This is a genomic window from Bacilliculturomica massiliensis (assembly GCF_900605495.1).
In the GTDB taxonomy this organism is placed as follows: domain Bacteria; phylum Bacillota; class Clostridia; order Peptostreptococcales; family Anaerovoracaceae; genus Bacilliculturomica; species Bacilliculturomica massiliensis.
The window spans coordinates 1684650-1698965 of record NZ_LR027603.1 but is presented as its reverse complement, the minus strand read 5'-3'; the positions used below and the strand labels follow the sequence as shown (position 1 = coordinate 1698965).

Genomic DNA, 14316 nt, shown 5'->3' with positions numbered 1-14316 from the left:
CAGAAGGCAGTCCCCATGTGTTTTCGCAGACTGTTTATCCTTCAGTCTCCTCAAGTCGTTTTTCGATCTCCATGTACTTTTTGTACACATAGGTCAGCCATGCGGCCAGGACGAGGGCGGAGACAAGAAGAAGCGCGATCAGCCAGAGCTGACCGGGGATCAGATACGCGCAGATCCCGGACAGAGCGATCAGCAGAATGGGGGCGTAGGGCATGATCGGGGCGTATCGTCCGAACAGTTTCCGATAGACTCGTTTTCCCCTGGCGGCGCGGCGCTGATCTTCCTCATAGCCCTCTTTCGAAAGAGATACGTACAGTCCTTTCACTATAATGTACAGGAGGATAGCGCACCAGACGTAATCGATCAGTTCGCGCTGAGACCTCATAATGGTGTAAATCAGACACCCCCCGCCGATGAAAACTGTGACAAACAACGTAAAACGGCTCTGAATTTTCATGCGGCGCCCTCCCTTCAGACTGCGATCTTTCTTTTCTTCATTCTAGCACAGGGGCTTTATCTGAACAAGATCGATTTCCTTCATCTTTCTGGATGGAGCCGGAGACAGATAAGAACCGCATAACATCAGACAGCACACGAAGTCATGAAGACGGGGATGTTTTCCTCTATTATGGACTTATGCGGAAAGGAGTAAAAGATGGATTGGATCAGAGGAATACAGCGGGCTGTGGATTATGTGGAAGCGCACATGACCGAACCCATCGACTACGAAGAAGCGGCCAGACAGGCCTATTCGTCCAGCTTTCACTTTCAGCGGGTGTTCAGCATTCTGTGCGGATTTACACTGGGCGACTACATTCGCATGAGACGGCTCACGCTGGCCGGCAGCGAGCTGGCATCGTCGGAGATCCGGGTGATCGACGCCGCGCTGAAATACGGGTATGATACGCCGGAGAGTTTCAGCCGTGCTTTCACACGTTTCCATGGGGTGACGCCCTCACAGGCCAGGCGAGGCGGCGCGCCGCTCAGATCTTTTTCTCCGATTTCCGTAAAATTAATTTTAGACGGAGGAAATACAATGGATTACAGAATTGAAACGAAAGACGCATTCCGGATCATCTGCAAAAAGAAGCGGATCTCGGGCAAGGATGAGATGACGACGGAGGAGATATCTCGCTTTTGGCAGACATGCAGCGCTGACGGAACCATTCCGGCGCTGTGCAGGTACGCTTTGGAACCCAGCATGTTCGACGGCTGCATCGTCGGAGCAAGCTTTGGAAAGGACGCGGCACAGAAGGAGTTTCCCTACGCCGTAGGCGTTCCGTACAACGGGATTCCGGTCACAGACGAGGGACTGACCGTAGAGGAGATACCCGCTCATACCTACGCGGTGTTTCCCTGCGTGGGAAAGATGCCGGAAGCATTCCAGGTTCTCTACCAGCAGATCCTCAGCGAGTTTTTCCCTTCCAGCGAGTATCAGCCCTGCGGAGGAACGGATTTTGAGGCATATCCCTCTGCAGACGTGAACGACCCCGACTACGCCTGCGAGATCTGGATAGCGGTGGAAAGGAAGTAGCGAGACTTTCCAACACTGTCGGAGTTTTGTTGCGCACACTGCGGCGATATAGTAAAATTTAATTCACAGCGGTTTTTTGTAAAGGTTAAATATATGAATGATAACTATAAATTTCAGTCTAAAAAAATAACGAACGTTATATTTTACAGCCTGATTATGCTGGGGGTTCTTCTAACGGTAGTAAGATGGATAAGCGCCTTCGACAGCCGTATTGTTGTCATCAATGAAGAAATAAATTCCCATATATCAAACTTGTCACTGAGTTTGATATCTTACCTTGCTATAGGTTTTACATGGATATTGCAGGGAATGAAATTTAAAAAGATAGTCATGTTAGGGATCGTTATAATCATTGCTAATCTTTTATGTGAAACAGTTATGGGTTTTATGAATACGCCAGATATAATCGACGCCGTATATGGTGTTGTCGGAACGATAATAGGTTTTTGCTTTCTCGCTTTGGCTGAGCGATATGGTTTAGACACCGTTCAGAAAACAGATTAGGAAGTCTATATCTTTTCATTTGCCGGGCAGTCGCCGTTTTGTGACGACTGCCCGATTTTCATACTCTGTGCTATTTCCCGTCCCCGGAGAGGGAAGCGATCAGCGCGTATACCTGCCGAAGGGGCAGTCCGTGTTCCTTCGCCAGCCTGACACAGTCCTCGTATTCGGGTTTCTGTTTTTTCCGGATGACGCCGCCGTTTCGGTCTGAGGGATCTGACGCCATGTTCAGGCCGTCGGGCAGACAGCTTTTCACGCGCACGTCGCCCAGAGGCGTGGAGATGGTCTCCTGAGACCGGGAGAGCGTCATGCGTTCCGTCTGCCGGTGGCGCAGGCCGATGGTGGAGGTCTCGCTGAAGATGACGCGGGCCATATCCTGCAGCTTTTCGTTGGAGCAGAGAACGGTCAGTTTGACGGCCGGCCGGTTTTTCTTCATATAGATGGGAGTGTAATAAGCGTCCAGCGCGCCTTCTTCAAAGAGACGGTCCAGAACGTAGCCCAGCACCTCTCCCGTTTCATCGTCGATGGTGGTCTCGATCACGGTAACCGTGTCCCCGCTGGATGAGCCGCGTCCGCAGGGGCTGTTGTCCGCGTCACCGGAACGGACCCCCATGAAGACGCGAAGCGCGTTCAGCATTCCCGTGTCCCGCTTGCCAAAGCCGTAGCCCACCTTTTCTACCTGCATGGACGGCATGGGCCCGCACTGCTCCGCGGTGGCTTTCAGGATGCCGAAACCAGTCGGCGTCACCAGCTCGCCTTCCACATCGCCGGTGATCATGGAGAGCCTGCTGTCCGCCAGCATTTCCGTGACTGCGGGAACGGGAACGGGCAGCATTCCATGCTGACAGCGGATGAAACCGCGGCCTTCATGGATGGGGGAGCAGTAAACGCGGTCCACGTTCAGCTGATCCAGACAGATAGCCGTGCCCACGATGTCTACGATGGAATCAACGGCGCCTACTTCGTGAAAATGAACTTCGTCCGGCGTTTTTCCGTGGACCTTGCCCTCCGCCCGGGCGATCTCCGTGAAAATATCCAGTGAGAGACTCTTGGCCCGGGGGGAGATGTGGCTAGCCTCGATGAGTTCGCGTATATCTCTCATACTGCGGCCGTGGGAGTGTCCGTGGTCGTGTTCATGACCGTGGTCATGGTCGTGCCCGTGGTCATGGTCATGGTCATGGCTGTGCCCGTGGTCATGTTCGTGTTCATGGTCGTGTCCGTGCTCATGGCTGTGTTCATGGTCGTGCTCATGGCTGTGCCCGTGGTCATGTTCATGCCCATGGTCGTGTTCATGTTCATGTTCATGGCCCTCCAGGTGGACGTCCACATCCATACCTGTGATAGCCTGGCGCTGGGTCTCCTGGATGTGAAGGTGATAGCCGCCTACGTTCAGCTTGGCCAGCTCGCGTTTCAGAATCTCCGGGTCCGCCCCCAGGTCGATGAGGGCGCCCAGAGTCATGTCGCCGCTGATGCCGGAAAAACAGTCAAAGTATAATATGCGTTCCATAGAACCGCCTCCTTTATTGATTTGCAGTGTATTGATCGGCAGCGGGTCTTCGTGCCTGCCGCCGGTGGTCCGGTTATCCGGTTACAGACGGTTGATGTTGGCGGCCAGACAGCCGGCGCCGAAACCGTTGTCAATATTGACCACGCCCACGCCGGAAGCGCAGCTGTTCAGCATGGTCAGCAGGGCGGAGAGACCGCCGAAGCTGGCCCCGTAGCCAATGCTGGTGGGCACGGCGATCACGGGCTTGTCCACCAGGCCGCCCACCACGCTGGCCAGCGCGCCTTCCATGCCGGCGACGACAATGAGCACATTGGCGGCCTGCAGGCGGTCCATTCGGGCGAATAGCCGGTGGATGCCGGCGACGCCTACGTCGTAGATGCGATCCACCGTGTTTCCGAAAGTCTCGGCGGTGATCGCCGCTTCCTCGGCCACGGGAATGTCGGAGGTACCGGCGGTCACTACGGCGATGACTTTATCGGACCGGGGCTGATCTGTTTTTTTGATGACGATGGCCCGGGCCGCCTCGTGGTAGATGGCGTCGGGGGCGACCTCCTGTACTGCTTTAAAATGGGCTGAATTGGCCCGGGTAGCCAGTATGTTGGAGTTGTTCACCATCATGCGCTCCACGATCTTCGCCGTCTGTTCCGGAGTCTTGCCTTCACAGAAGATGGTCTCCGGGTGTCCGGTCCTCACGTTCCGGTGCTGGTCGATGTTGGCGAAGCCCAGGTCCTCGAAGGGCAGGGTGCGCAGCTCTTCCAGCGCCTTTTCCGGAGGCAGGTTTCCACCCGCCACCTGATCCAGTATTTTTTTCAGATATGTCTGATCCATTTTGATCGTTCCTTTCTGCCGCTGTGCGGCCGGAAGCGGTACGGACAGCCCGCGGCTTTCCGCCGCCCGGCGGGCGGCCTGCTTCCGATCGATACTCTATCTCAACCTTTTGCATCCGTCTCCGGCTGCTCCGAAGGGTCGGCGTTCCGCAGGACCGTGTCCTGCAGATCAGCATTCATGTTTCCCATTTTATATCCTCCCAGATCCAGAGCCGCATAGGTGAAACCGGCTTGTCTGGCGGTCCGGTCGATCAAGTCCATGAGAGCGGTATCCAGAAAACGGACCCTGTCTTCCGGCAGAACTTCGATTCTGGCGATCTCGCCGTGGTGGCGCACCCGGTATTGGGCGAAGCCCTGCCGGCGCAGTTCCTGTTCCACAGCGGCAACGGCCCGCAGCTTTTCCGCCGTGATCTCCTGACCGTATGGGATGCGGGAGGCGAGACAGGCGAAGGCGGGTTTGTTCCAGACCGGAAGATCCCGCTCTTTCAGCGCCAGGCGGATCTCTTCCTTTGTCAGGCCCGCATCCTTCAGCGGACTGACGACGCCCAGCTCTTTCAGGGCGGCCAGTCCCGGCCGGTAGTCTCCGGTATCGTCAAGGTTGGTGCCGTCGGCCACGCAGTCCGCTCCGTTTTCCTTCGCCAGCGCGATGATCCTGGAGAATATGGTTTTTTTACAGATGTAGCAGCGGTTGGGCGGATTGTGGGAAAACTCTTTCATCGCGTCTTCCCCCAGGGCGATATGAAGATGGCGGATATCTCTGGACCGGCAGAATTCGTCGGCCTCATCCATTTCTTCATCTGAGAAAGCAGGGGAGGAGGCGGTGACGGCAAATACGCGGTCTCCGATCATTTCCCGGGCAAAGGCAAGCAGAAACGTGCTGTCCACTCCACCGGAAAAAGCCACGGCCACGGTGCCTGCCTGCTTGAGATTCTGCCCCAGCAGATCCAATTTTTTGTTCAATATTGTCTTATTCATCAATTTTTCCCTCTAAATAAAAAAATCCATAAAAAATCAGGGCGTTCGTCGCCGAAATCCTTCATGGATCCAAAATTCTTTTCTATCATATCAAAGAGAGCGAATGATTGTCAACAGGAAACGCCGCCCTGATTCCGTTCATGTTCATTCGGGCATCAGCCATATTTCCATATAGCTGAACCCTGCGCTTTTTTGATAGTACTTTTCTGCCATAAATGGTTTTGTAATCAGTTTGCGGCGGGGGAACCAGGTTTCAAACAGATACCTGATCGCCTGATCCAGCGCGGCCGTGACAAGTTCCTCAAAAGATTCCGCCTCAATGCGGCACACTACATATTCGCCTGCCGGTAATGTATATCTTATCATATGTTCGGGACAAACGGCTGCTGATGATACCATACCGCCCGCAAAATAAAGGAACGTTCCTTTATCGGGGTCTGCTGAATGAGATACGCCCAGTTCAACATGACTGTCAAAGATGTCGTCCGTTTTCTGTGCGTGGAATTCACGCCATAATTGACCCGGAGCGTCGATCCCCGTACTTTCACCCACAGGAATTTGTCCGGCGGCATTCACGGCTTTTTCCAATCCGAAATAGGTTTCGCTGTCTGCTGCTGTTTTCCTTTGAATTTCCAGGACGATCCCTCCTGCGATCAGAGGGATGTTTTCGTCGATCGCGGTATAATAAGAAGACAGTTCCGGCTTGGCAAATGTATTTAACATAGGAAGATCCCTTCTGTATTCATCTGGCGTAATATGATAGGCGTCTTTAAACGCTCTTGTGAAATTGGCATGATCTGAGAAACCGCATTGCAGAGCGATGTCTAATATTCGTTCCTCCGAATTGCGCAAAGCTTTGGCGGCCACGGCTAAACGCCGGAGTTTGATGTACTCGTGAACGGACTTCCTGATCAGTCTTTTAAACAGGCGCTGGTAATAGAACTTAGAGAGACAGGCGATTTCTGCCAGTTCCTCTGTCTCGATCTTTTCATTTAAATGCTGCTCGATGTAATTCAATGAGATCTCAATATTTTGATATGCGTTCATATGCGCACCCCCTTTTTCTGATTACATTGTACATGAAAAGATCCAATGCTGCTTGTCGCATAATGCCATTATAAAATTACATATAAAAAATCCCCAACGAGTTCATGGTGTTTTTCCCACGAAGCATCCTGCCCGTCTAATGGGGAAAACCCGGGTCCGGGGACTTTTCAGAATGGTTATTGCGCATTCTCCCGTTGTCTAGTATGATGAAGGAAAGTTTAACGGAAAGGCAGAATACGTATGTCATATTTTTCATCGAAAGAAAAACAGAGCCCAAAACATGTGCGCGTCATGCTTTTGGGAGGAACGATCGCCTGCAGGCTCAAGGATAACGGGGAAAGCGAGACCGTAGATATTGAAGATTTTATCCATTCGTTCTGCGATTTTGACGGTAAGATCCGAGTTTCGGTCAATTCATTCAGCAAACTGGGCGGGTATGATACAAGAATTTCAGATCTGCTAAACGTGGCGGAAGAACTGAAGCGCACGGTAAGGGAAGACGACGTGGACGGGATCGTGGTGGTGATGGGCACCAATGTGATGGAGGAAGCCGCTTTCGCCGTCAATCTTATGGTCCAGACGGAGATCCCCATCGTTTTTACCGGGGCCATGCGGATCCCCCAGGCCAAAGGGGCCGACGGTCCGGTCAATGTTGTGGATGCCATCACGGCGGCCGCATCCGATTCCTGCAGAGATCTGGGCGTCATCGTCGTGTTCAATAATGAGATCCATTCCGCCGATTACATGAGAAAGGAGCACACGCTGAACTGCGGCGCCATCACTTCTGATTTTCGTCTGGGATATGTGGCGGAAGGCGCCGTCAGCATCCGAACGAGGCCGGTGCGCCGCCGGATGCCCTGGATCCATATAAAAACGCCGCCGAAGGAAGTCCTGCTGTACCAGTCTTATCTTGGAGATACGGGAAAGCTGCTGGACTACGTGGAGGAAGCGGGATACGAAGGCGCGGTCATCGAGGGGACCGGCGGCGGTTACTGCGCGCTTTGGGTCTTTGACAAGATCGAAAAGCTGCATAAGAGCATGCCGGTGGTCATGGCTTCCCGGATCGGACACGGGGATACGATGACGGCCACTTACGGAAATGAATACGGCATGCCGGGATATTTTTCCACCCACGGATATCTGAGCGCGGGGCAGCTGGATGGAAGAAAAGCCCGCATTTTATTGACTGTTTTACTCATGAGCGAATGTTCCGAAGAACAGATCGCAGAGAGTTTCCGCATGTTTTCTAAGGATGAGTGACGGATGATCAAACGAAAGAAACGTGCGGATTGACACGGAGAGTTTCAGCCGTTAAACTGGTAGGGTACCCTGTCCGGCAGACTGGTTTTGCCGGCAGGTGATCGAGAAACATCGGGGGTGTCATACAATGAAGAAAAAACTCAGGGTCGCGGTAGTGGACGGACAGGGCGGCGGCATCGGAAAAGCGATCGTGGAAAAGTTAAAGAACGGCATTCCGGAAGCGGAGATCCTGGCGTTGGGGACCAACTCCACGGCGACAGGTCAGATGATCCGGGCCGGCGCCGATGAAGGGGCCACCGGAGAAAACGCGATCATTGTCAATATGGACAAAGTGGATGTGGTAGTGGGCGTCATCGGGATCATCGTGGCCAATTCCATGCTGGGCGAACTGACGCCCGCCATGTCTGTGGCGATCAGCGGCAGTCCCGCCCTGAAAGTGCTTTTGCCCATCAACCGCTGCGGGATCCATGTGGTCAGCGTCTCGGATAAGGCGGCGAACCTGTCGGTGCACATCAGCGACGCGGTGAAGACCGTTGTGGAATACGCAAAGGAGCTGCGGGAAAATGGATCGGGCTGTTAGGCCGCCTTCCCTCAGCTGCCGTGAGGGAGGGAGAAAGCGCTGCTGTATTCACAGTCGCGCAGCCGTTCTTCCGGCAGACTGCACGTGCGTCTTTCTTTAGCCGCCAGCCTCCGGACGAAATCCGTCGCCGGTTCAGCAAGGATATCCCGCGGGGAGGCGTACTGCTGGATGAGGCCGTTATCCATGACCAGGACCCGCGTGCCCAGCTTGAGGGCCTCGGAAATGTCGTGGGTCACAAAGAGAATGGTGATCCCTGTCTTCTGGTGGATCGCCGAGATCTCATCCTGCAGCTGCGCCCGCGTGATCTCGTCCACCGCGCCGAAGGGTTCGTCCATGAGCAGGATATCGGGGGAGGCCGCCAGACTTCTGGCGATGCCGACCCGCTGCTGCTGTCCGCCTGACAGCTCGTCGGGATAACGGCTGAGCATGTCTTCGTCCAGTCCCACGATATTCATCCACTTCAGGACCGCGTCTTCGGTCTTTTTTTTATTGTTTTTGTTCAGCAGATCGGGGACGTAGGCGATGTTTTTTTCCACCGTCATGTGGGGAAACAGAACGCTGCCCTGAATGGCGTAGCCGATATTGCGGCGCAGGGCGATCAGGTCGCCGCTGAGAATGTCGCGGCCTTCGACCAGCACCTTTCCCGCGTCGGGCAGGATCAGTCCGTTTACCATCTTCAGTACGGTAGTCTTTCCGCTTCCGGAGCTGCCGATGATCGTGACGAATTCTCCTTTTTCCACAGCCAGGCTGAAATCTTCGACCACTGTTTTGTTCCCATAGGACTTTTTGATATTTACAAATTCGATGGCTGTACTCACTGTGATCCCTCCTCTATTTTACAAGACCGGCGTCCTTCAAAAAATCGTGCGCCACCGTCTTCGGTTCCTGGCCTTCCGTTTCAACTGCATAGTTCAGTTCCGCCATGGTCTCGTCGCTCAGAATACCGTTCAGGCTGCCGAGAACGTCCTTCAGGCCGGGATGCTGTTCCAGTACCGCCATCCTGACCACGTTGCCGCACAGATACGAGGGGTAGAACTGTTTGTCGTCTTTCAGAACGACGATATCCGAGGCGGCCAGCTGTCCGTCCGTTGTAAATATGGTCATGACGTCGATCTTTCCCTGCTGGATGGCCTGGTATTTCAGACCGATGTCCATGTCCGACGTCTTTTTGAAGCGAAATCCGTAGGTTTCGCACAGCCCGTCGTATCCGTCCTCCCGCTGGTAGAAATCGTATTCCGCCCCGAAGGTCAGCTGGTCGGAGACCCGGGCCAGATCCGAATAGGTTTTCAGATCGTACTGCTGTGCCGCGTCCCTGCGAACGGCCAGTCCAAAGGTGTTGTTAAAGCCGTACATGCCGTCCCAGGTGAGATGCAGCGTGTCCTCGTATTCTTTTTTCATTTCATCAAACAGATCTTCGCTGTAAAGGCTGTCTTTTTTCAGGACCATATTCCAGCCGGTTCCGGTGTACTCCGGATACAGGTCGAATTCTCCTTTTTCCATACCGGTCTGAATATTCGAGGTTCCGCCGCCTACGCCCTGGGTCAGTTCGACCTTCAGGTCCGTATCCTGTTCCACCAGTTCCCTGAGCATTTCGCCGAGGATATACTGTTCGGTCATGGGCTTGGTGGCGATGCGAAGAGTCTGATCGCCGGAACCGCTGAAAATTGAGCTGACTGCGACGGCGGCGCAGAGAAGGAGGGCGGCGGCCGCAGTGACGGCGGTTCGCTTTCTGTTGGCCTTAGATCTGTGGTGAACGATCGTTTCGATGGTGCCCAGCAGCAGGTCCACGGCGATGGCCAGCGCCGCGATCAGCAGACTGCCGGCCATGGTCATGGCCGCGTTGTTGGTGGTGATCCCGCGGTAGATGGCTACGCCCAGGCCGCCGGCGCCGATGAAGGAGGCGATACCGGCCAGAGCGATGGTCATGGTGGCCATGCTGCGAAGACCGGACATGATCACCGGCATGGCCAGAGGCAGTTTGATCTTGAACAGCATCTGCAGACGCGTGCTCCCCAGTCCTCTGGCAGCCTCCAGAATGTTCTCGTCGATGTTGGTGATGCCCGTATGGGTATTGCGCACCATGGGAAGCAGCGCGTATATGGTCAGGGCGATCACGGCGGTGGCGTCGCCGATCCCGGAGAAGGGGATGAGGAAACCCAGCAGAGAGATCGAGGGAATGGTATAGACAAAATTGATAAACCCCAGGACAAGCCGGGAACTCTTTTGATATTCGCTGATGAGAACGCCTGCCAACAGGCCGATGATCAACGCAATGAGTATTGAAATGACAGAAATACTCAAATGTTCCCAGAGGAGTCCGAGAAAAAAACCTTTTTTTTCGGCCAGAAGACGCAGCATATTACTCAGCATGACGGGCCTGCCTTTCTTGTCACAGCACCCGCCGGACAGCTTTCAAAGCACAATCCGCAGTGCAGGCAGTTGTTTTGGCGGATCCGATAGGGAGTGCCCTCTTCGACGCACTTCTGCGGACATACTTCCACGCATCTACCGCAGCCCACGCAGGAACTGCCGATGGAAAACCCTTTTTCCGCGATGGGTCCCCCGCAGGAGGGATCTGCGGCGGCGTAAGTCTCGCGGCGGATGGGAGAACATCCCAGATCGAAGTATTCGATCTCCGGACCGGCAATGCAGAAGGGTTCGAGAATATATCGGGAATCCCCGGGATATACGTGGTTCATCACAGGGTTTGCCTCGAAGATCTTGTCCACCCAGCGTTTCTGATCGCCCAGCTTTTTGGCGGTCCCGCTGAGACGTATCATTTCGAAATCTCTGGTCAGCGCCGTGACGGCCACTGCGCCGCCTGCGGGGCCGCCCGCTGTGAGCTGGCTGTAAAAGTCTTTGCCGCGGGCGGTGACAAAGTAGAGCGTTTCATCTTCCACCAGCATGACGTCGATGATCCGCACCTGGGGGCGTCCCCACCGGTCCACGGTGGCAAAAGCTGCGTCTTTGATCTCACGCAGCAGTTTCAGACATTCTCGGGAATCCATGTTTTCACCTCCTGAAGGGAATTGATTGACAATGAAAAAGTCTGAGATTATAGTACAGGTGTAGGGTATTTATGTAAAGTAGGCACATTATTATGCTATAGTTACCAAAAAGAAACCATTGAGAGATGTGAGGTGTTCTGCATGTCGGAGATCCAGAAAAAAGAGCTGCCGGCCTGTCCGGTGGAGACAACGCTGATGCTGATCTCAGATCGCTGGAAGGTTCTGATCCTCCGCGATCTGCTGGGCGGGACCAGGCGTTTCGGAGAATTGAAGAAATCCATAGGCGCCGTTTCCCAGAAGGTCCTGACCGCCAACCTGCGCAGTATGGAGAGAGACGGACTGGTGAACAGGACCGTCTACGCCGAAGTGCCCCCGAGAGTGGAATATACGCTGACTGAACTGGGGTACAGCCTGCGGCCGGTTCTGGACGCCATGATGAGCTGGGGCGAAAACTATAAGAAGAATAACGGGGATGGATCCCACGCCGGATGACGTCTGACTGCGCGAATAAAAAACAGGCGAAAAGTCCCCCCGGGGGATCTTCGCCTGCGATCTGTTTGTCTATTTCTCTTTTTCCTTTTCTTCCAGCCGGTCCAGCACGGCGGTGTAGCCGGAAGCGCCGTACATCAGACACTTGTTGATACGGCTGATGGTGGCGGTGCTGGCCTTTGTCAGCTCTTCGATTTCATTGTAAGTTTTTTTGTGGCGAAGGTACTTGGCTACCTGGAATCGCTGGGAGATCGACTGCACCTCCTTGATCGTGCAGAGATCCTCAAAGAAGCGGTAACAATCCTCCTGAGTCTGCAGGGTGAGGATCGCCTGAAAGAGTTCGTCCGTTTCTTTGCTTTTCAGAATGGATTCGTATGACATGGCAGTGTCTCCTTTCGCACTTTAGTGCTTTACAGTATAACCATTATACTACGCCTGTCAGACCGCGTCAACGAAAAATAAAGAACACGGACCTTCTGAAAAACCGGCGGGCCTGCGCCGGAGCAGGGGATCGGACGGGTCTTATTTCGGGCAGGTATACCGGGGCAGTCCTCTGCTGTGCGCACCGTACTCGATGGCTTCGCTGGGGCAGCGGCAGATACAGGCCATGCAGTGTGTGCAGTCCGTTCCCCACACAGGCTTTCCGTTTTCCAAGCGGATGTTGTTCAGCGGGCATACATGGGCGCATTTTCCGCAGGAAATGCAGGTGTCTTTCGCATAAAATTTCCCGGCGTGAACGACCATCGGATAAAACAGCTGATTTACAACGCCGCTGGCCATTCTGGCTTTCAGAGAAGGAGAAGACTGGGGAAATATCCCGCCCTCCCTGATCAGACGCGCTGTGTTGTCGATCTCCTTTTCCGCCCGGCTGATGATCTCCAGCGCTTCTTCTTTTGAGGGCGTGGTGAAAACTGCGATATAGTTTTCCGGCATCACGATGGATGAACACCCTGAATAATGCATCTTTTTCAAGCCGCACAGCCGCTTGAGATATTTTCCTGAATTTCCCGTATCCCCGCCGCATGTCATCACGAAATAGATCTCCCTGCTGCCGGACAGATCTGTCTGTTCCAGCCATTCGTGCAGAATGCGGGGGATCCTCCACGCATAGGTGGGGGAGACGACGACCCATGGACGATCGGAGTGTATTTCTGAAAAATCACGGGTTCTGATCTTATCAAACAGATCCAGCACTTCATCTTCCGTTTCATTGCCGATCCTCTTTGCAACATATTCGCTGTTGCCTGTTCCTGAAAAGTATAAAATCATAGTCTGTCCTCCCATTCCTCCAGAAGCTGCGCCAGGGAGATCCGCTCCATCTTCTCTCCCATGGCCCTTACGGCCTCGTCCAGATGGACGCCCAGGATCTCCTTGAAAAAACGTCCGATCTGACAGCCGTTGGAGATATTCGGATGAAATTTGAACAATTCATTGGGGCTGTATTCCTCGACGGCCATGTAGATATCCCAGAGGGAGATATCAGCAGGGTCCCTGGCCAGCGTGGTGACCCCCATGCCGGTGGATACGTTCAGGATCCCGGCGCTCTTCAGTTTGCCATAAAGCTGGCGGATCATAATGGGGTTGGCGCCGGTGCTTTCCGAGAGCATATTGCTGGTCACCTTTTTTCCTTTTAAAACCATGATCAGCATCAACATTTGAACAGTCACGGTAAACTGGGTACTCATTCTCATATTGTGTTCCTCCCTGAGTTATCTTATCCTAAGGAAAGGTGAAAGTCAATCGTAGCTGTTGACACTACAAATGAATTGTATTATGATTAAATTGTAGCAGGATCTGCTACAATTAAAAATGACGGGAGATGAAAGATAGATGAATAATGAAGCATTGGAAGTTCTGAAGAACCGGAGGAGCATCCGCAAGTTCAAGACGGAGCAGGTAACGAGAGAGGAACTGAACGCTGTACTGGAAGCCGGGACATTTGCCCCCACGGGAGCCGGAACTCAGGCGCCGGTCATCGTGGCTGTCCGGGATCCCGCAGTGGTAAAGAAGCTGGATGAGATGAACGCCAGAGTGTTGAATATGCCGCAGATGCCCCATCCGTATTACGGCGCGCCTGCCATACTCCTGGTCCTGGTTCCCCGCAATGGCATTACGCCTGTGGAAGACGGAAGTCTGGTTGCGGGCAATCTGCTGAACGCGGCTTATGCCGTCGGTCTCGGCGCATGCTGGATCCATCGCTCTAAGGAGATGTTCGACTCGGAGGAGGGCAGGGAACTGCTGAAAGAGTGGGGACTTCCTGAGGACATGATGGGCGTCGCTTCTATCGCCCTGGGTTATCCTGATTGTCCTCAGCCGAAAGCCGCGCCACGAAAAGAAGACTACATCGTTTGGGTGGAGTAAAATCTGTGCCAAATTGATAAAGCGCGTTGACACGGTGCGGAATCAGGTGGTAGAATATCGTATAATCTGAAATGAAGAGGGAGTAGTTGAAATATAACAGCAACATACCCGGCTGAGAAAGCCTGTTGTTATATACCAATCCTTTTGGTGACAAGACTTTTCATTATAATTTTGGAAATAGGTGATACTATTTGTAAAGTTATAATGCGAAGTCTTATTTTTTTTAT

The 14316-nt window shown here is 53.6% G+C and carries 17 protein-coding genes; 6 read left to right on the top strand and 11 right to left on the bottom strand.

The genetic code is table 11. The annotated features are described in order from the left end of the window. Positions 1 to 34: 34 nt before the first annotated feature. Complete coding sequence (locus E0E37_RS16930) at positions 35 to 457, bottom strand: hypothetical protein (protein ID WP_130864155.1); 423 nt, start codon at positions 455 to 457, stop codon at positions 35 to 37. Positions 458 to 655: 198 nt separating this feature from the next. Here E0E37_RS16930 and E0E37_RS16925 point away from each other — a divergent pair, with 198 nt between their 5' ends. Both E0E37_RS16925 and E0E37_RS16920 read left to right on the top strand, forming a co-directional pair. Beyond that, positions 656 to 1534 carry an AraC family transcriptional regulator gene (locus E0E37_RS16925; RefSeq protein ID WP_130864154.1) on the top strand — a complete coding sequence of 293 codons (879 nt, stop codon included), beginning with the start codon at positions 656 to 658 and terminating at the stop codon, positions 1532 to 1534. Positions 1535 to 1627: 93 nt separating this feature from the next. Further along, a complete protein-coding gene (locus E0E37_RS16920; RefSeq protein ID WP_130864153.1) occupies positions 1628 to 2038 on the top strand; it encodes a hypothetical protein in 411 nt (136 codons plus the stop codon). 70 nt (positions 2039 to 2108) lie between these two features. On the opposite strand, the gene larC is transcribed toward E0E37_RS16920, so the two are convergent. From larC to E0E37_RS16900, 4 genes are all read right to left on the bottom strand, one after another. Next, on the bottom strand, positions 2109 to 3494 hold the full coding sequence (gene larC / locus E0E37_RS16915) for a nickel pincer cofactor biosynthesis protein LarC (RefSeq protein ID WP_330548612.1): 1386 nt from the start codon (positions 3492 to 3494) through the stop codon (positions 2109 to 2111). 129 nt (positions 3495 to 3623) lie between these two features. After that, on the bottom strand, positions 3624 to 4370 hold the full coding sequence (gene larB, locus E0E37_RS16910; protein WP_130864151.1) for a nickel pincer cofactor biosynthesis protein LarB: 747 nt from the start codon (positions 4368 to 4370) through the stop codon (positions 3624 to 3626). Positions 4371 to 4471: 101 nt separating this feature from the next. Further along, positions 4472 to 5344: an ATP-dependent sacrificial sulfur transferase LarE gene (gene larE / locus E0E37_RS16905; protein WP_130864150.1), complete on the bottom strand. Its 873-nt coding sequence runs from the start codon at positions 5342 to 5344 to the stop codon at positions 4472 to 4474. 144 nt (positions 5345 to 5488) lie between these two features. Continuing rightward, positions 5489 to 6391, bottom strand: coding sequence for an AraC family transcriptional regulator (locus E0E37_RS16900; protein WP_130864149.1), 903 nt, complete (start codon positions 6389 to 6391; stop codon positions 5489 to 5491). Positions 6392 to 6631: 240 nt separating this feature from the next. Between E0E37_RS16900 and E0E37_RS16895 the strand changes: the two genes are divergently transcribed. Further along, the gene (locus tag E0E37_RS16895; protein ID WP_130864148.1) at positions 6632 to 7651 is read left to right on the top strand and encodes an asparaginase; all 1020 of its coding nucleotides are present in this window, start codon (positions 6632 to 6634) and stop codon (positions 7649 to 7651) included. Positions 7652 to 7778: 127 nt separating this feature from the next. Further along, positions 7779 to 8231 carry a DUF3842 family protein gene (locus tag E0E37_RS16890; RefSeq protein WP_130864147.1) on the top strand — a complete coding sequence of 151 codons (453 nt, stop codon included), beginning with the start codon at positions 7779 to 7781 and terminating at the stop codon, positions 8229 to 8231. Positions 8232 to 8242: 11 nt separating this feature from the next. On the opposite strand, the gene E0E37_RS16885 is transcribed toward E0E37_RS16890, so the two are convergent. From E0E37_RS16885 to E0E37_RS16875, 3 genes are read right to left on the bottom strand one after another with little or no spacing between them, the layout of a single operon-like run. After that, entirely contained in the window at positions 8243 to 9049 is an 807-nt protein-coding gene (locus tag E0E37_RS16885) for an ATP-binding cassette domain-containing protein (RefSeq protein WP_130864146.1), read from the bottom strand. A 13-nt stretch (positions 9050 to 9062) separates the two neighbouring features. Continuing rightward, the gene (locus tag E0E37_RS16880; protein WP_130864145.1) at positions 9063 to 10601 is read right to left on the bottom strand and encodes an ABC transporter permease/substrate-binding protein; all 1539 of its coding nucleotides are present in this window, start codon (positions 10599 to 10601) and stop codon (positions 9063 to 9065) included. Then, on the bottom strand, positions 10595 to 11239 hold the full coding sequence (locus tag E0E37_RS16875; protein WP_130864144.1) for a 4Fe-4S binding protein: 645 nt from the start codon (positions 11237 to 11239) through the stop codon (positions 10595 to 10597). Before E0E37_RS16875 ends, E0E37_RS16880 begins: the two co-directional genes overlap by 7 nt. A 141-nt stretch (positions 11240 to 11380) precedes the next feature. Here E0E37_RS16875 and E0E37_RS16870 point away from each other — a divergent pair, with 141 nt between their 5' ends. Further along, complete coding sequence (locus tag E0E37_RS16870; RefSeq protein WP_130864143.1) at positions 11381 to 11731, top strand: winged helix-turn-helix transcriptional regulator; 351 nt, start codon at positions 11381 to 11383, stop codon at positions 11729 to 11731. Between the two features lie 69 nt (positions 11732 to 11800). Here the strand turns inward: E0E37_RS16870 and E0E37_RS16865 are convergent, their stop codons facing one another. The 3 genes from E0E37_RS16865 to E0E37_RS16855 all read right to left on the bottom strand — a co-directional run bounded on the left by E0E37_RS16865 (position 11801) and on the right by E0E37_RS16855 (position 13419). Further along, on the bottom strand, positions 11801 to 12109 hold the full coding sequence (locus E0E37_RS16865) for a YerC/YecD family TrpR-related protein (RefSeq protein ID WP_130864142.1): 309 nt from the start codon (positions 12107 to 12109) through the stop codon (positions 11801 to 11803). Between the two features lie 141 nt (positions 12110 to 12250). Then, positions 12251 to 12997 carry an EFR1 family ferrodoxin gene (locus E0E37_RS16860; RefSeq protein ID WP_130864141.1) on the bottom strand — a complete coding sequence of 249 codons (747 nt, stop codon included), beginning with the start codon at positions 12995 to 12997 and terminating at the stop codon, positions 12251 to 12253. After that, a complete protein-coding gene (locus tag E0E37_RS16855) occupies positions 12994 to 13419 on the bottom strand; it encodes an Rrf2 family transcriptional regulator (protein ID WP_130864140.1) in 426 nt (141 codons plus the stop codon). Before E0E37_RS16855 ends, E0E37_RS16860 begins: the two co-directional genes overlap by 4 nt. Positions 13420 to 13558: 139 nt before the next feature. Here E0E37_RS16855 and E0E37_RS16850 point away from each other — a divergent pair, with 139 nt between their 5' ends. Further along, a complete protein-coding gene (locus E0E37_RS16850) occupies positions 13559 to 14089 on the top strand; it encodes a nitroreductase family protein (protein ID WP_130864139.1) in 531 nt (176 codons plus the stop codon). Positions 14090 to 14316: the final 227 nt, after the last annotated feature.

Excerpts from the sequence above, each read along its gene's own strand:
- E0E37_RS16930 (WP_130864155.1), bottom strand. The coding sequence starts at position 457 with ATGAAAATTCAGAGCCGTTTTACGTTGTTTGTCACAGTTTTCATCGGC.
- E0E37_RS16925 (WP_130864154.1), top strand. The coding sequence starts at position 656 with ATGGATTGGATCAGAGGAATACAGCGGGCTGTGGATTATGTGGAAGCG.
- E0E37_RS16920 (WP_130864153.1), top strand. The coding sequence starts at position 1,628 with ATGAATGATAACTATAAATTTCAGTCTAAAAAAATAACGAACGTTATA.
- larC (WP_330548612.1), bottom strand. The coding sequence starts at position 3,494 with ATGACTCTGGGCGCCCTCATCGACCTGGGGGCGGACCCGGAGATTCTG.
- larB (WP_130864151.1), bottom strand. The coding sequence starts at position 4,370 with ATGGATCAGACATATCTGAAAAAAATACTGGATCAGGTGGCGGGTGGA.
- larE (WP_130864150.1), bottom strand. The coding sequence starts at position 5,344 with ATGAATAAGACAATATTGAACAAAAAATTGGATCTGCTGGGGCAGAAT.
- E0E37_RS16900 (WP_130864149.1), bottom strand. The coding sequence starts at position 6,391 with ATGAACGCATATCAAAATATTGAGATCTCATTGAATTACATCGAGCAG.
- E0E37_RS16895 (WP_130864148.1), top strand. The coding sequence starts at position 6,632 with ATGTCATATTTTTCATCGAAAGAAAAACAGAGCCCAAAACATGTGCGC.
- E0E37_RS16890 (WP_130864147.1), top strand. The coding sequence starts at position 7,779 with ATGAAGAAAAAACTCAGGGTCGCGGTAGTGGACGGACAGGGCGGCGGC.
- E0E37_RS16880 (WP_130864145.1), bottom strand. The coding sequence starts at position 10,601 with ATGCTGAGTAATATGCTGCGTCTTCTGGCCGAAAAAAAAGGTTTTTTT.
- E0E37_RS16875 (WP_130864144.1), bottom strand. The coding sequence starts at position 11,239 with ATGGATTCCCGAGAATGTCTGAAACTGCTGCGTGAGATCAAAGACGCA.
- E0E37_RS16870 (WP_130864143.1), top strand. The coding sequence starts at position 11,381 with ATGTCGGAGATCCAGAAAAAAGAGCTGCCGGCCTGTCCGGTGGAGACA.
- E0E37_RS16865 (WP_130864142.1), bottom strand. The coding sequence starts at position 12,109 with ATGTCATACGAATCCATTCTGAAAAGCAAAGAAACGGACGAACTCTTT.
- E0E37_RS16860 (WP_130864141.1), bottom strand. The coding sequence starts at position 12,997 with ATGATTTTATACTTTTCAGGAACAGGCAACAGCGAATATGTTGCAAAG.
- E0E37_RS16855 (WP_130864140.1), bottom strand. The coding sequence starts at position 13,419 with ATGAGAATGAGTACCCAGTTTACCGTGACTGTTCAAATGTTGATGCTG.
- E0E37_RS16850 (WP_130864139.1), top strand. The coding sequence starts at position 13,559 with ATGAATAATGAAGCATTGGAAGTTCTGAAGAACCGGAGGAGCATCCGC.